The sequence below is a fragment of the Sinorhizobium sp. NFACC03 genome, from assembly GCF_900103435.1.
Taxonomy (GTDB): Bacteria; Pseudomonadota; Alphaproteobacteria; order Rhizobiales; family Rhizobiaceae; genus Ensifer.
Genome location: NZ_FMXF01000023.1, coordinates 69,555 through 83,588, shown reverse-complemented (window position 1 = coordinate 83,588; position 14,034 = coordinate 69,555). Strand labels below are relative to the sequence as shown.

Below are 14,034 nucleotides of genomic sequence, written 5' to 3'. Positions count from 1 at the left end.
TCGCGAAAACACGAACACTAGGCAAGTACCGGATGACTCGGAATATTGTCATCTCACAATCCATGTACTTTCCTTGGGTTGGGATGCTGGAGCAGATCAAACTGGCGGACGTGTTCGTCCACTACGACGATGTGCAGTTCTCGCGCGGCAGCTTCACAAACCGCGTACAGATCAAGACCCAGAACGGCGTCCGCTGGCTGACCGTGCCCTTGAAAGACCTTCGCATGGGGCAGCGGATCGATGAAGTGCTGATCGACAATCGAGACGACTGGCGGGCCCGCCACCGCGATATCCTCCGGCAGGCCTATATGAAGGCCCCCTTCGCCAAGGATATGCTGGAACTGGTCGACGATGTGTTCGCAAAGGACGCATCGACGATTGCGGATGTTGCACGCAATTCCATGCTCGCGCTTGCTGCCTACTTCAATCTGGACAGACCGAAGTTCGTCTCGTCGGACACGCTGACCATTGGCGGTGCGAGCAGCGAGAGAGTATACGACATCACTGCGCATCTCGAAGGGACGGTTTACATCACCGGCCACGGCGCACGGAACTATCTCGATCACGATCTCTTCAATCGCAACGGAATATCGGTTCAGTACATGAACTACGAACGTACACCCTACCCGCAGATGCACGGAGAGTTCACCCCTTATGTGACGGCATTGGACCTCGTCGCCAATTGCGGTACCAAGGGCGCAAGTGTCGTGCATTCCGAAACTGTCGATTGGAGGGAGTTTACCAAGTGAAATCCGAGAACCTGGATAACGTGGCGTCGGAATATCTTCCAAACGCAGTCACATCGATCGAGAACAATCTCATTCTCAACTGGTATCCGCAGCGCATGGTCGAACGCTTTGGCAAATGCCAATCGCTGCTCGATCTTGGAATTGGCCACGGCTACACCCCTCACCTTTTCAACAAGGTCTGCGACCGCCACGTAATCGTGGAAGGCTCGCAGTTCGTCATTGATCTTTTCAAGAAGAACAGCCCGGACTTTTCCGGCGAGATCGTCTTCTCCTATTTCGAAGACTTCGAAACGGATGAGCGCTTCGACGTCATCATCATGGGTTTTGTTCTCGAGCATGTCGACGATCCGGGCCTCGTCCTCGACCGGTTCCGGCGCTTCCTGAAACCCAATGGCCGTCTGTTCGCCGCGGTGCCGAATGCCAAGTCGTTGAACAGACGACTGGGCGTGGAACTCGGCAAGATCGACGACATCTACAGCCTGAACGCCAACGATCTGGCGCTCGGCCACAAGCGCCAATATTGCCGGGACACTTTCCGCGCCGAACTCGAAAATCATGGCTTCCGCGTGGTGCACGAGGAAGGCATCTATCTGAAGCCTTTGCCATTGCCCGTGTTGCAGACGCTGCCCGATTTCGAGGCCAATCTGCATGCCATGCTCAAGGTCGGCATTGAGTTCCCCGATCTTTGCGTCGGCCTGTTGATGGAAGCAGAATTGGCATGAAGACCGCCGCCATCATCGGCACGCGCTCGATGTTGGGGGGCCAGCTTGTCGCGCGCCTGCGGAACATGGGCGTCGAGACCATCAGTGTCGGCCGGGCGAAGACAGATGACATCGTCTTCGACATCGAAGGCGGCTCGGCAAAGGCACCGGATGGCCTGACCGCGGACGTGCTGTTCCATTGTGCAGCGAGCTTCGCCGACGACGGTCCATCGGGGATACAGCAAAACTTTGCGGCAAATGCCGCAAGCGCGCTTCACGTCGCCGAGCTCGCCAAACGGCTGCAGACCAGGGCGGTCATATACGCCGGATCGCTTTCCTCGGACGCGACGCTGGATGCGGCACCCCTGACATCCTACGGACTCACCAAGCAACTGGCAGAGCAAATGCTGGAATGGAGCTCGCAGAAACTGGGCTTTCGCTTCTGCAGCCTTCGCTTCTCGCAGCTTTATGACGTGGAGGGCCGCTGCTGCGCCCACCAGCCGTGGATGGGGCGTATCATCGCCTACGCGTCCCGTGGGCTCGACCTTCGCATGCCTGCTTCCCATGGTGTGCGCAACTTCCTGCACGTGCAGGACGCGGCAGATATGATGATCCGCGCGGCCGAAACGGGCATATCCGGTGTTTGCAATGCGGTTCACACGGAGGCGATGACCTGCGACAGGATCGCTGAAATCGCCTATGAAACCTTCGGGCTCGGGGGCAATGTCGTGATCGCGGCGGAGAAGGCTCCCTTTCGGAAGGTGAATTTTCCTGATGGTGCGGAAACACTGGCCGAGTTGGGCATGCCGCCTCTGATCACGATGCGAGACGGGATTGCCATGATCAAATCAGCCGGAACCGCCGAAGCATTCGGCCCGATGGACGTCAAGTAATGCACGACGACACAAAGCAATCGAAACAGCCGATTACGGTCGTGGTGACTGCGGTAGGCGCAATCATCGGCCAGGGTATCGTCGCGTCGCTCCGCCGATTGGAAGCACCGATCCGTATCATCGGCATCGATCGTGATGCCAATGGCATCGGTCGACACTTCTGCGACGACTTCGTCGCCAAGCCATCATGCGATGAGACCTCTCCCGTATATCTGGAGTTCTGGCTGGAACTGCTTCGGCGAGAAAACGTCGCACTGGTGCTACCCGGCCTGGAACTCGATGTCCTGTTCTTCAATGACAACCGTGCACGCTTCGAGGCGACCGAGACGCGCGTCGTCTTGAACAGCTCGCCGCTGATCGCGCTGGCGCAGGACAAATGGGACATGGGCGAGGCACTGCTGCAAGCGGACCTTCCGGCCATTCCGAGCACGCTTAGCCGCAGCCTGGAAGCTTGCACCCGCGAGCTCGGCCCCTTGCCGCTGCTGCTGAAGCCCCGTCGCGGCAACGGCTCCCGGGGAATAGCACTCCTGCGGGACGCGGCCGATTTCGATTATTGGACCCTGAAGAGCGCGGACGATTTCCTCATCCAGAAATTTGTGGGCAGCAACGACCAGGAATACACGGTCGGCGCGTTCGGATTTGGTGATGGCACGACGCTGCCGCCGATCGTCTTCAAGCGCAAGCTGTCCGTCGCCGGCAACACCCAATATGCCGAAGTCGTCGACGAGCCTCTCCTGACCGAGGCCGTGCGCAGGCTATCGCAACACTTCAAGCCGCTCGGACCGACGAACTATCAGTTCCGGCTGGAAGGCACGATCCCCTACCTGCTCGAAATCAATCCTCGCTTCTCGAGCAGTACCTCACTGCGTGCCGCCTTCGGCTACAACGAGGCGGCGATGGCGCTCGACTACTACGTTTACGGGAGAAAACCCGAAGCACCGGAGATCAAGACGGGCCGGGCCTGGCGCTACTCCGAGGACCTGGTGGTTCTATGATCGCCATCATTTCCGATATTCATGGCAACCTTCCCGCACTCGAGGCGGTGCTCGCACGCATCGACGAACTCGGCTGCAGCTCGATCCTGTCGCTGGGTGACGTCGTCGGATACTACGCTCAGCCGGGCGAGTGCGTAGACGTGCTGAAAGCACGCGGCATCGCAAACATCCTGGGCAATCACGATTATTACATCGTCAGCGGAGAAGGCTGCCCGCGATCGAAGATGGTCAATGACATCATCGAGTACCAGAGAGGCATCATTTCGGCCGATCAACGCGCCTGGCTCGCCGGATCGCAAACCTACGTCGTCGATGGATCGACCTATTTCGTTCACGGCAGCTGGCAGGATCCGATCGACGAATATCTCTACAAGGTTTCGGAGGCGCAGTTTCCCGACGGCTGCGAACGGCTTTTTGCCGGACACACCCATGTGCAGGTGCGCCTGGAGATCGGCGGCAAGGTCTTCTGCAATCCCGGCTCGGTCGGGCAGCCGCGCGACGGCGACCCGCGCGCCGCCTTTGCGACGCTCTCGCCGACAGGCATCGAACTCCACCGTGTCGCCTACGACATCGACAGGACGGCCCACCACATGCGGCAGGCGGGCTTCCCGGAGCGCTTTTACGAAAACCTTTATCTCGGCGCGCAGATCGGCGGCCGGATTGACAAGATCGTTGCCGCAGACGCAACCAACGACCGATCGGCTTGAGCACAGGCGACCCACATGACGAAACCTCGCATTCTCTACACCAAGCCCTCAATCACCGAACGCGAAGTCGCCTATGCCACCGATGCAGCGGCGAACGGCTGGGGCGAGCGCTGCTACGATTACATCAATCGCTTCGAGTCCGCCTTTGCGGCACATCTCGATGTCACCCATGCGATCTCGACATCGAGCTGCACCGGCGCGCTGCACATGGGCCTTGCCGCCCTCGGCGTCGGGCCGGGTGATGAAGTCATCCTGGCTGACACGAACTGGACCGCATCCGCCGCCCCGATCGTCCACCTCGGAGCAAAACCGGTCTTCGTCGATGTGCTCGCCGACAGCTGGTGCATCGACCCTGACAAGGCCGAAGCGGCCATCACGCCGAAGACCAAGGCGATCATGGCCGTGCATATCTACGGCAATCTCTGCGACATGGACCGCCTGCTCGAAATCGGTGCGCGGCACAACATCCCCATCGTCGAAGACGCAGCCGAAGCACTCGGATCGGAATGGCGCGGGCGCAAGGCCGGTTCGCTCGGCGCCTTCGGCGCATTTTCCTTCCACGGCACCAAGACCATGACGACGGGCGAAGGCGGCATGTTCGTCACCAGCGACAGCAAGCTCTATGAAAAGGTGCTGACCCTTTCCAATCACGGCCGGGCACGCGGACAAAAGAAACAGTTCTGGCCGGACGAAGTCGGGTTCAAGTACAAGATGTCGAACCTTCAGGCGGCCGTTGGCCTGGCGCAGATCGAACGCGTCAACGAACTGGTCGAGCGCAAGCGCGAGATCTTCTACGCCTACAGGGAACAGCTCGCGGGCGTGAACTCCATCTCCATGAATCCGGAACCGGAAGACACGAAGAACGGCTTCTGGATGCCGACGGTCGTCTTCGCGCCGGAAACCGACGTCACGCGCGAGAAGCTTCAGGGTGCTTTCGCCGCCGAAAACATCGACGCCCGCGTCTTCTTCTGGCCGCTGAGCTCGCTGCCGCCCTTCGAAGGTGTGTCGGCAAACACCGTTGCCTATGACCTTCCCGGCCGGGCGATCAATTTGCCGAGCTATCACGACATGACGTCTGACGAGATCGGCCGGGTCGTGCAGGTCCTGCGCGACTGCGCAGCACATTGATGGCCGAACTCAGCGAAGCGATAAGGCAGACCGGAATTTCTGCCTGAGCGCCCGTTTGTGCGTCTTGAACCAGGGGGCGACCCGGAGGTCCATGTGCAGCTCAAGCGCGCGCTTCATCGCCTTCAGCTCGGCGGCCGACCATTGTCGTTCTGCAATCATCTCAAGTGCAATTCGTTTGTAGCGCCTGCGCGCTTCCAGCAGGTCTAGCGGCGGCAGGTGGTAGTCGGCCTGACGCTTGATGCGCTGAATGAAACGCCCTTCCTGTGACAGGGCGACCGCATTGTCGAAAATCGCAGGCAGCAGCGCGAGATGGTCCGCAGCCCACGCGAACCCGTAGTCGGGAAGACGCCGCAGGGCCACGCCTGTGGCCTCTCGGCGCCATAGGCCGTAGAACCAGCTCGGGTGGCAGCCGAGAAGGATGTCGCGAATGCGCAGCGCTCGCTCCCCCGATAGCTGAGACGGCAGGCCGTAAAGTCGCTCGATCCGCTCCGGCAGCTCTACTATCCTCAACACCGGCGAAACGGCAAGCGAGGCATGCGGCTCCCTGTCCAACGCCGCGACGAGACCGGCAATGTGGATCGGATCGGCAAGGTCATCGTCGGCACGCCAGCAGAAATAAGGAGCGCTGCTCATAGCGTGCGCTCTGTGGAAGTTCTCAGTTGCCGAAACCGTCTCACGGTAGAATACATGCCGAAACCGCGTGTCGGTCTTCACGAAATCCGCGCAGATGTCGGAGGTGCCGTCGGTCGATCCGTTGTCCGAGATGAAGACCTCAAAATCCTCGAACGTTTGGTCCCGAAGGCAGGCGAGGCAGTCAGCGATGAAATCCGCGCCGTTATACGTTGGCAGCCCGATACCCACCCGCGCCATTTCCGTATCCTTCCCGGCAATTGATTGAGCCGGCAAATCGTGCAATGAACCGTGCGCGTCCGCCCCGAAAGTCGCGTTTCCGGCTGTGATAATTCGATCGCCTGGATTGTCAACATCGCACGAGCGATCCACGCGCAAGGTAGCATGGGTTATCTCAACGGGAGGAATGCGTCGCGCGCTGTACGCGCGTCACTGTGAGGTAGCTGCATGAAAGTCGTCATACTCGCCGGTGGTTACGGCACGCGCATCTCGGAAGAGAGCCATCTGAGACCCAAGCCGATGATCGAAATCGGCGGGCGGCCGATCCTCTGGCACATCATGAAGATCTATAGCCACTACGGCTTTTCGGATTTCGTGATCTGCCTCGGCTACCGCGGCTACATGATCAAGGAATACTTCTCCAACTACATCCTGCACTCTTCCGACGTCACCTATGACATGGCGACCGGCGAGACACTCTTCCATTCCAACAAGGCCGAGCCGTGGCGCGTGACGCTCGTCGACACCGGCACGGACTCAATGACCGGCGGGCGCCTGAAGCGCGTCGCCGATCACCTGGGCGATACCTTCTGCCTCACTTACGGCGATGGCGTTGCCGACGTGAACATCAAGGCGCTTACCGATTTCCATCGCAGCCACGGCCGCGAAGCGACCGTGACCAGCGTCATTCCGCCGGGGCGTTACGGCGCGCTTGCCGTCAGCGACGGGCGGGTTCAGAGCTTCATCGAGAAGCCCGCCGGCGACAACAACCGCATCAATGGCGGCTTCTTCGTCCTCAACCGGTCCGTGCTCGATCGCATCGAGGGCGACCACACCTCGTTCGAAACCACGCCGCTCGAAGGCCTGGCCAGTGACGGCCAGTTGATGGCCTTCCCGCATGACGGTTTCTGGCGACCGATGGACACGCTGCGCGACAAGAACCAGCTCGAAGAACTCTGGCAACACGGTTCGGCGCCCTGGAAAGTCTGGTCATGAGCCGGCTTGCCAACCCCGCCTTCTGGGCCGGCAAACGCGTGCTTCTGACGGGCCACACCGGCTTCAAGGGAAGCTGGGCGCGGCTCTGGCTGGCGCAGATGGGCGCCCGCGTTGCCGGCTATGCCTTGCCGCCTGCCGCTGAGCCGTCTCTGCACGCCCTGCTCGGGCCAAGCGAAACCGCAGGCGAACATCTGAGCGATATCCGCGACGGCGATACGCTTGCGACGGCCATCCGCCAGTTCGACCCGGAAATCATCCTGCATATGGCGGCCCAGCCGCTGGTGCGCGAAAGCTACCGGACACCGGCCGAGACCTTCGATGTCAACGTCATGGGCACGGTGCGCCTGCTGGAGGCGGCCCGCACGGCGCCCGCGCTCAGAACGATCGTCGTCGTGACCACCGACAAGGTCTACCGCAACGACGAAAGCGGCCGGCATTTTCCGGAAGAGGCCGCACTCGGCGGCCATGACCCCTACTCCGGCTCGAAGGCTGCCTGCGAACTGGTCGTTTCGACCTGGCGGGATTCGTTCCTGCGCGAGCGCGGCATCCGGGTCGCGACCGCCCGCGGCGGCAATGTGCTGGGCGGTGGCGACTTCTCCGTCGACCGATTGGTCCCCGATATCGTCCGAGCTGCACTATCGGGCGAGATGCTCGATATCCGCAGCCCCATGGCGACCCGGCCCTGGCAGCACGTGCTCGATTGCCTCAACGGTTACTTCGTCTATGCCGAAGCGCTGCACGAGGGCCAAACCGATGTTGCAGCACTGAATTTCGGCCCCTCCCCCGCAGAACGGCAGATCCCCGTGCGCGATGTCGCCGGCGCAATCCAGATCGCCATGGGTCTGCAGACAGGATGGCGCGACAGTTCGTCTGAGGATCGGCCCCGCGAAATGCAGACGCTCGGCCTCGATCCGGCCCTTGCGCTGAAGGCCTTGTCCTGGACCGCGCGGCTCTCGCAGGATCAGGCGATCGCCTGGACCGCGCACTGGTATGACGGCTGGCGTCGCGGCGGCTCCGCCCGCGACCTGACGCTCGGCCAAATCGACGCTTTCATGAGAGGCTAACGACTTCGATGCCCCACAACTGCCGTTTCTGTTCGACGCCGCTCACGACCGTCGTCGCCGACCTGGGATCGACGCCCTGGTCGAATTCGTTCCTGGAGCCGACAGAGGAAGCAATCGCGCGCGAACGCTCGTTTCCTCTGAAGGCCATGGTCTGCTCCGAATGCCTGCTGGTGCAGACAACGGAGACCGTGCCGGCCGACGAGATCTTCACCGACGGTTACGCCTATCTCTCGTCGTTCTCGACCAGTTGGCTGGAGCACGCCCGCCGTTACGCCGAGACCATGACCGAGCGCTTCGGACTCGGCAACGCGTCACAGGTGGTTGAGATCGCCTCGAATGACGGCTACCTGCTGCAATATTTCGTCGCCAAGGGCGTGCCCGTGCTCGGCGTCGAGCCCGCCGCCAATGCGGCACGGATCGCCGAAGACCGCAACGTTCCGACCGAGGTGGCCTTCTTCGGCCGCGAAACCGCGACGGCGCTCGTCAATCGCGGCATCCGCGCCGACCTGACCGCCGCCAACAACGTGCTGGCCCATGTGCCCGATATCGCGGATTTCGTCGGCGGCTTCGCCATCCTGCTGAAACCCGATGGCGTGGCGACGTTCGAGTTTCCGCATCTGTTGCGTCTCATGGAAGGCGTGCAGTTCGACACGATCTACCACGAACACTATTCCTACCTGTCGCTGGCCGCCGTCGAACGGATCTTCGCAAACGCCGGCCTGAAGGTCTTCGACGTCGAGGAACTCGCGACCCACGGCGGTTCGCTGCGGGTCTTTGCTCAACTGGCCTCCGGTGCGCGCGAAGCGACCGAAAGGCTAGCAGCTGTCCGCGAGAAGGAAGCCGCAGCCGGCCTGATGCGGATGGAAACCTACGCTGCCTTCGACGACCGGATCGCCGCCGTCTGCAAAGGATTTCAAGAGTTCCTGGCGCGTGCCAAGGCCGAAGGCAAGACGGTGGCCGCCTATGGCGCCGCCGCCAAGGGAAACACTTTCCTCAATGTCTGCGGCGTAAAGCCGGGCGACATTGCCTTCGCGGTCGACCGCAACGATCTGAAGCAGGGCAAGCTGTTGCCGGGCACCCATATCCCGGTGCACGCACCGGCCCACCTGCAGGTTGCGAAGCCCGATTATCTCGTCATCCTGCCGTGGAACCTGACCACGGAAATCGTTGCGGACAATGCCGCAATCCGCGACTGGGACGGACAGTTCGTCGTTGCAATTCCGGAGCTGAAAATCTTCTGATTCCCGGCGCCGGGCGGAGAAAATGTGGACATGCTTCCGCCCGGACCCCACACCAAGCAGCGAAAATCCATAATGTATATCGCCTGGGGTTGGTCTGCCCCAAATTTGACGTGTTCAGATTGAAATTCGGCGATGGCGTGGGTTCCAACAGTTGCAAATTAGCACCCTAAGGAGGTGCAATGTCCACTATTGACCTATGCCTTGTCGCCACCCGGCGACCGGATCTGCTTGCCCAGACGCTGGCCAGCTTCCGGGATAAGATCTTTCTCAGGCTCGAGCTGCGCGGCGCCTATCTCAACCTTGATCCGATCTTCGGATCGCCCGAGGATCACAGCGCTTGCGTCGAGATCTTCCGCAGCCACTTCCCCGACGGCATCGTCTTCCAACCGGAGAACCCGGGCTTCTGCGCAGCCGTCGCGAGACTCTGGTCGGCGACCAGCGCCGACTGGGTTTTCCATCTGGAGGACGACTGGATTGCCCTGAGGGACATGGGAGAGGAATTGCTGGCACCCTTTGCCGATCCGGCGATCACCCAGGTGTCATTCCATACGGCGGACCAGAACTGGGATATCCGCCGCAAGGGTCACTTCCACCGGCGAAACGAGTATGCGCGTTTCCTCGGGATCAAGATCCCGCTGTTTCGCACCTTCCCGAAATTCACAACGTCTCCCTCCATCCTTCGCGGCGGCTTTGCGCGCCATTGCGCCGGGCTGATGGATTTTTCTCGTGACCCCGAGAAGCAGTTCTATTCCGGCGTAAATCCGGCAATGGAAACCTACGTCGCCCGGTGCGGGAACTACATCTTCTCGCCTGAGGCCCGCCCGGTCATCAAGGACATCGGACGGGAATGGCGCGAACAGCGCCGCATCCGGAAGGTGATCACCGACTCGACCTCGATCTGGCGGCAAAGCGCGTAAACGCGCCGGCTCTACTGCATGTTTCCTTCAATCGTACCCGATTAAAGGACAAAAACATGCAGCACTTCAAAGTGCTACAGCGACCTTTGCGCGTCTGATAAGACGCGCGGCGCTGTAGGGCGCGGTTCCCCCCAACAAGGGTTACGCAAGCGGGATGCTCGTCCCGCTTGCGCTGGTACCGTCACGCGGTCGCGGCAGCGTCCTTGCGCTGGAACCCCTTGCTCGCCACCATCAGGCTGCGCGTATAGTCCTCGCCGATCCGCCCGGCGACGAGATCGCCGGAAGACAGGTACTCGACGACGCGCCCGCCCTGCATGACCGCCAGCCGGTCGCACATATGGGTGACGACGCCGAGGTCATGGCTGACCATGATGAAGGTGAGCTTGCGGTCGCGCCTGACCTGCTCCAGTAGGTTCAGGACCTCTGCCTGCACCGAAGCGTCGAGCGCCGACGTCGGTTCGTCGAGAAGCAGGGTCGAGGGCTCGAGGATCAGCGCCCGGGCAATGGCGATACGCTGGCGCTGCCCACCAGAAAGCTGATGCGGATAGCGGAAGCGGAACCCCGACCCGAGACCGACTTCGTCGAGCGCCTTGAGGATGCGGCGTTCGCCGTCCGCCACGCCGTGGATAGCCAAAGGCTCAAGCAGTTGCCGGTCGATCGTCTGGCGCGGGTGCAGCGAGCCGTAGGGATCCTGGAACACCATCTGCACGGCGCGATAGAAGGCCTTGTCGCGCTTGGCACCCTTGAGCACCCGATCATGGACGCGGATGGTACCGCCCGTAACAGGCGCAAGACCGGCGATTGCCCGGAGCAAGGTCGACTTGCCCGATCCGGACTCGCCGACGAGACCAAAGGATTCGCCCGGCGCAATCTCGACGCTAACGTCGTTCAGCGCCTTGAATTCGTCATAGGTGACGGAGAGATTCGAAACGGAAACGGCTGATGTCATTGAGCCCACTCCGGCTTGCGGTCGAGAACCGGCAGGGGATGGCGATCGGATCCGATCGCCGGCATGCAGTTCAGCAAACCTTGCGTATAGGGATGCTTGGCGTTGGCGAGTTCGGACGCAGCCAGTTCCTCCACGATCCTGCCGGCATACATGACAATCACCCGGTCGCAGAAGGACGAGACGAGCCTGAGATCGTGCGAGACGAAAATCAGGCCCATGCCGCGCTCGGCAACCAGCTTGTCGAGGATACCAAGCACTTCGAGCTGCACGGTGACGTCAAGCGCCGAGGTCGGTTCGTCGGCGATCAGCAGTTCCGGTCCGGCAACCAGCATCATCGCGATCATCGCGCGCTGGCCCATACCGCCCGAAACCTCGTGCGGGTAGAGATCGTAGACACGCTTCGGATCGCGGATCTGCACGGCCGCGAGCATGTCGAGCGCCCGCTCCCGGGCTTCGCCGCGGCTGACACTCTCATGCTGCCTGAGCGTCTCGACGATCTGCCGGCCGATGCTCATGACCGGGTTCAGCGAATATTTCGGGTCCTGCAGGATCATCGCGATGCGCTTGCCCCGGAGGTCCCGACGGACCTTTGGCGATGCCGAGAGCAAATCGATACCGTCGAAGGACAGTTGCTTGGCCGTCACCTGCGCATGGCCCGGCGTCAACCCCATGATCGCCCGGCCCGTCTGCGACTTGCCGGAGCCGCTTTCGCCGACGATGCCGAGGCGTTCGCGGCCGAGCGTGAAGGAGACGCCACGTACCGCCTCGATGAGGCCGGTACGGGTCGGGAACGAGACCTTGAGGTCTTCTACCGTCAGCAGCGTACTCATTGGCCGCTCTCCCGGGGATCGAGCGCGTCGCGCAGGCCGTCGCCGAGCAGATTGAAGCCGAGGCTGACGATCAGGATCGCAATGCCGGGCATCGTTGCAACCCACCACTGATCAAGGATGAAGCGGCGGCCCGAGGCGATCATCGCACCCCATTCCGGCAAGGGCGGCTGGGCGCCGAGGCCGAGGAAGCCGAGGCCAGCGGCCGTCAGAATGATGCCGGCCATGTCGAGCGTGACGCGCACGATCAGCGACGACATGCACATCGGCATCACGTGCCGGAAGACGATGCGGATCGGCGACGCGCCCATGAGCTGCACCGCCGAGATATAGTCCGAGTTGCGAACCGTCAGCGTCTCGGCGCGGGCAATGCGTGCATAGGGCGGCCAGGAGGTGATCGCGATCGCGATGACAGCGTTTTCGATCCCCGGTCCGAGCGCCGCGACGAAGGCGAGCGCCAGCACCAGCTTCGGGAAGGCAAGGAAGATATCGGTGATGCGCATCAGCACCGCATCGACCCAGCCACCGGCATAGCCGGCGACCGCGCCGACGATCAGGCCGATCGGCGCTGCGATAACAGCGACCAGCAGCACGACGGCAAGCGTCAGCCGCGAACCATGGATCAGCCGCGAAAGGATGTCGCGACCGAGATCGTCGGTGCCGAGCAGGTAGCCGGGGCTTCCTGGTGGCTGCAGCCGGGCGTTGGCAAGATCGCCGATATAGGGCGAGTGCGGCGCCAGGACATCGGCGAAGGCCGCAACGAAGACCAGCGCCAGCAGGATGATGAGGCCTAGAACGGCAAGCCTGTTGGCGGCAAAGCGCTGCCAGGTCATGTAGGCGCGGCCGAGACGGGCCTGGGTGCGCGACTGCGGGCGATCGGACAGCAGCCATTCGCGCCGCGTCATCGGGCGTGTCGGGGGACGTGTTTCGGTAACGGTGCTCATCGCTGGCGCGTCCTCGGGTCGAGCGTCCGGTAGAGAAGATCGGACAGGAGATTGATGCCGATGAAGACCGAACCGATGACGATGGTGCCACCAAGCACGGCGTTCATGTCGGCATTCTGCAGCGAGTTGGTGATGTAGAGGCCGAGGCCCGGCCAGGCGAACACGGTTTCTGTCAGCACCGAGCCTTCGAGCAGGCCGGCATAGGAAAGCGCAATCACGGTCACGAGCGGCACCGCCGCGTTTCTGAGCGCATGACCCCAGATGATACGGGTCTCAGAAAGGCCCTTGGCGCGCGCGGCGACGATATATTCCTGCTGCAGCTCATTGAGCATGAAGCTGCGCGTCATGCGGCTGATATAGGCGAGCGAGAAGTAACCGAGCAGCGACGCCGGCAGGATGATGTGGCGGAAAACGTCCCACAGCACGTCCCACTGCCGCTGCCAGAGCGCGTCGAACAGGTAGAAGCCGGTGATCGGCGTGAACGTATATTCGAAGACGATGTCGATGCGGCCGGGATAGGCGACCCATTTCAGCCGCGCGTAAAAGACCAGCAGCGACAGGAGCGCCAGCCAGAAGATCGGCACCGAGTAGCCGACGAGGCCGATGACGCGGACGATCTGGTCGGCGATGCTGCCCCGCTTGACGGCGGCGAGAACGCCGAGCGGCACGCCGAAGATGGCGCCGATGAGGGTGCCGAGCGTCGCAAGCTCCATGGTCGCCGGGAAGACGCGGCGGATGTCGGTCATGACGGGGTTCGTGGTCAGCACCGAAACGCCGAAATCGCCGGTCAGCGCCTGGCGGACATAGATGAAGAATTGTTGGTAGAGGGGCAGGTTCAGCCCCATCGCCTCGCGCGTCCTTTCGACGACATGCGTCGGCGCCCGGTCGCCGAGAACGGCCAGAACCGGGTCGATCGGGATCACCCGGCCGATGAAGAAGGTGACGGCCAGAAGGCCGAGATAGGTGGTGACGACAACGACAAGAAAGCGCAGCACGGCTGACACGATCTTGCCGGGACGGGCGCGTTTGCGCCCGTCCACTGTCCCTGTTGCGCTCATGCTCAAGGGAACGATC

At 61.9% G+C, this 14,034-nt stretch carries 15 protein-coding genes; 10 read left to right on the top strand and 5 right to left on the bottom strand.

Annotated features, from left to right (window positions below):
* Positions 1 to 32: 32 nt before the first annotated feature.
* Genes BLU35_RS24970 through BLU35_RS24945 form a run of 6 tightly spaced genes read left to right on the top strand, consistent with a single transcriptional unit; the run spans position 33 to position 5,173 of the window.
* Positions 33 to 749 (top strand): WbqC family protein, encoded by a 717-nt coding sequence (locus BLU35_RS24970; RefSeq protein WP_093234911.1) that lies wholly within the window; start codon positions 33 to 35, stop codon positions 747 to 749.
* On the top strand, positions 746 to 1,471 hold the full coding sequence (locus BLU35_RS24965; protein ID WP_199536444.1) for a class I SAM-dependent methyltransferase: 726 nt from the start codon (positions 746 to 748) through the stop codon (positions 1,469 to 1,471). The genes BLU35_RS24970 and BLU35_RS24965 overlap by 4 nt, the downstream gene beginning before the upstream one ends.
* Positions 1,468 to 2,343 (top strand): NAD-dependent epimerase/dehydratase family protein, encoded by an 876-nt coding sequence (locus tag BLU35_RS24960; RefSeq protein ID WP_093234910.1) that lies wholly within the window; start codon positions 1,468 to 1,470, stop codon positions 2,341 to 2,343. Before BLU35_RS24965 ends, BLU35_RS24960 begins: the two co-directional genes overlap by 4 nt.
* A complete protein-coding gene (locus tag BLU35_RS24955; RefSeq protein WP_093234909.1) occupies positions 2,343 to 3,338 on the top strand; it encodes an ATP-grasp domain-containing protein in 996 nt (331 codons plus the stop codon). Before BLU35_RS24960 ends, BLU35_RS24955 begins: the two co-directional genes overlap by 1 nt.
* Positions 3,335 to 4,045, top strand: a complete 711-nt coding sequence (locus tag BLU35_RS24950) for a metallophosphoesterase family protein (RefSeq protein WP_093234908.1) — start codon at positions 3,335 to 3,337, stop codon at positions 4,043 to 4,045. Before BLU35_RS24955 ends, BLU35_RS24950 begins: the two co-directional genes overlap by 4 nt.
* Before the next feature lie 15 nt (positions 4,046 to 4,060).
* The gene (locus BLU35_RS24945) at positions 4,061 to 5,173 is read left to right on the top strand and encodes a DegT/DnrJ/EryC1/StrS family aminotransferase (RefSeq protein ID WP_093234907.1); all 1,113 of its coding nucleotides are present in this window, start codon (positions 4,061 to 4,063) and stop codon (positions 5,171 to 5,173) included.
* A 9-nt stretch (positions 5,174 to 5,182) separates the two neighbouring features.
* Here BLU35_RS24945 and BLU35_RS24940 read toward each other — a convergent pair whose 3' ends face one another.
* Entirely contained in the window at positions 5,183 to 6,043 is an 861-nt protein-coding gene (locus BLU35_RS24940) for a glycosyltransferase family 2 protein (RefSeq protein WP_093234906.1), read from the bottom strand.
* Positions 6,044 to 6,250: 207 nt separating this feature from the next.
* Here BLU35_RS24940 and rfbF point away from each other — a divergent pair, with 207 nt between their 5' ends.
* The 4 genes from rfbF (at position 6,251) to BLU35_RS24920 (ending at position 10,240) form a co-directional block, all read left to right on the top strand.
* Positions 6,251 to 7,018, top strand: a complete 768-nt coding sequence (rfbF, locus tag BLU35_RS24935) for a glucose-1-phosphate cytidylyltransferase (protein WP_093234905.1) — start codon at positions 6,251 to 6,253, stop codon at positions 7,016 to 7,018.
* Positions 7,015 to 8,082 carry a CDP-glucose 4,6-dehydratase gene (gene rfbG / locus BLU35_RS24930; RefSeq protein ID WP_057249096.1) on the top strand — a complete coding sequence of 356 codons (1,068 nt, stop codon included), beginning with the start codon at positions 7,015 to 7,017 and terminating at the stop codon, positions 8,080 to 8,082. Before rfbF ends, rfbG begins: the two co-directional genes overlap by 4 nt.
* An 8-nt stretch (positions 8,083 to 8,090) precedes the next feature.
* Positions 8,091 to 9,323: a class I SAM-dependent methyltransferase gene (locus BLU35_RS24925; protein ID WP_057249095.1), complete on the top strand. Its 1,233-nt coding sequence runs from the start codon at positions 8,091 to 8,093 to the stop codon at positions 9,321 to 9,323.
* 179 nt (positions 9,324 to 9,502) lie between these two features.
* Positions 9,503 to 10,240 carry a glycosyltransferase family 2 protein gene (locus BLU35_RS24920; protein WP_110879281.1) on the top strand — a complete coding sequence of 246 codons (738 nt, stop codon included), beginning with the start codon at positions 9,503 to 9,505 and terminating at the stop codon, positions 10,238 to 10,240.
* A 181-nt stretch (positions 10,241 to 10,421) separates the two neighbouring features.
* Here BLU35_RS24920 and BLU35_RS24915 read toward each other — a convergent pair whose 3' ends face one another.
* Genes BLU35_RS24915 through BLU35_RS24900 form a run of 4 tightly spaced genes read right to left on the bottom strand, consistent with a single transcriptional unit; the run spans position 10,422 to position 14,018 of the window.
* Positions 10,422 to 11,189 carry an ABC transporter ATP-binding protein gene (locus tag BLU35_RS24915; RefSeq protein ID WP_057249094.1) on the bottom strand — a complete coding sequence of 256 codons (768 nt, stop codon included), beginning with the start codon at positions 11,187 to 11,189 and terminating at the stop codon, positions 10,422 to 10,424.
* Complete coding sequence (locus tag BLU35_RS24910; protein WP_057249093.1) at positions 11,186 to 12,019, bottom strand: ABC transporter ATP-binding protein; 834 nt, start codon at positions 12,017 to 12,019, stop codon at positions 11,186 to 11,188. The genes BLU35_RS24915 and BLU35_RS24910 overlap by 4 nt, the downstream gene beginning before the upstream one ends.
* Positions 12,016 to 12,960, bottom strand: a complete 945-nt coding sequence (nikC, locus tag BLU35_RS24905; RefSeq protein WP_057249092.1) for a nickel transporter permease — start codon at positions 12,958 to 12,960, stop codon at positions 12,016 to 12,018. Before nikC ends, BLU35_RS24910 begins: the two co-directional genes overlap by 4 nt.
* Positions 12,957 to 14,018, bottom strand: a complete 1,062-nt coding sequence (locus BLU35_RS24900; RefSeq protein WP_057249091.1) for an ABC transporter permease — start codon at positions 14,016 to 14,018, stop codon at positions 12,957 to 12,959. Before BLU35_RS24900 ends, nikC begins: the two co-directional genes overlap by 4 nt.
* Positions 14,019 to 14,034 lie beyond the last annotated feature (16 nt).

Excerpts from the sequence above, each read along its gene's own strand:
- BLU35_RS24925 (WP_057249095.1), top strand. The coding sequence starts at position 8,091 with ATGCCCCACAACTGCCGTTTCTGTTCGACGCCGCTCACGACCGTCGTC.
- BLU35_RS24915 (WP_057249094.1), bottom strand. The coding sequence starts at position 11,189 with ATGACATCAGCCGTTTCCGTTTCGAATCTCTCCGTCACCTATGACGAA.
- rfbG (WP_057249096.1), top strand. The coding sequence starts at position 7,015 with ATGAGCCGGCTTGCCAACCCCGCCTTCTGGGCCGGCAAACGCGTGCTT.
- BLU35_RS24955 (WP_093234909.1), top strand. The coding sequence starts at position 2,343 with ATGCACGACGACACAAAGCAATCGAAACAGCCGATTACGGTCGTGGTG.
- BLU35_RS24960 (WP_093234910.1), top strand. The coding sequence starts at position 1,468 with ATGAAGACCGCCGCCATCATCGGCACGCGCTCGATGTTGGGGGGCCAG.
- nikC (WP_057249092.1), bottom strand. The coding sequence starts at position 12,960 with ATGAGCACCGTTACCGAAACACGTCCCCCGACACGCCCGATGACGCGG.
- BLU35_RS24910 (WP_057249093.1), bottom strand. The coding sequence starts at position 12,019 with ATGAGTACGCTGCTGACGGTAGAAGACCTCAAGGTCTCGTTCCCGACC.
- BLU35_RS24940 (WP_093234906.1), bottom strand. The coding sequence starts at position 6,043 with ATGGCGCGGGTGGGTATCGGGCTGCCAACGTATAACGGCGCGGATTTC.
- BLU35_RS24945 (WP_093234907.1), top strand. The coding sequence starts at position 4,061 with ATGACGAAACCTCGCATTCTCTACACCAAGCCCTCAATCACCGAACGC.
- BLU35_RS24900 (WP_057249091.1), bottom strand. The coding sequence starts at position 14,018 with ATGAGCGCAACAGGGACAGTGGACGGGCGCAAACGCGCCCGTCCCGGC.
- BLU35_RS24920 (WP_110879281.1), top strand. The coding sequence starts at position 9,503 with ATGTCCACTATTGACCTATGCCTTGTCGCCACCCGGCGACCGGATCTG.
- BLU35_RS24950 (WP_093234908.1), top strand. The coding sequence starts at position 3,335 with ATGATCGCCATCATTTCCGATATTCATGGCAACCTTCCCGCACTCGAG.
- rfbF (WP_093234905.1), top strand. The coding sequence starts at position 6,251 with ATGAAAGTCGTCATACTCGCCGGTGGTTACGGCACGCGCATCTCGGAA.
- BLU35_RS24970 (WP_093234911.1), top strand. The coding sequence starts at position 33 with ATGACTCGGAATATTGTCATCTCACAATCCATGTACTTTCCTTGGGTT.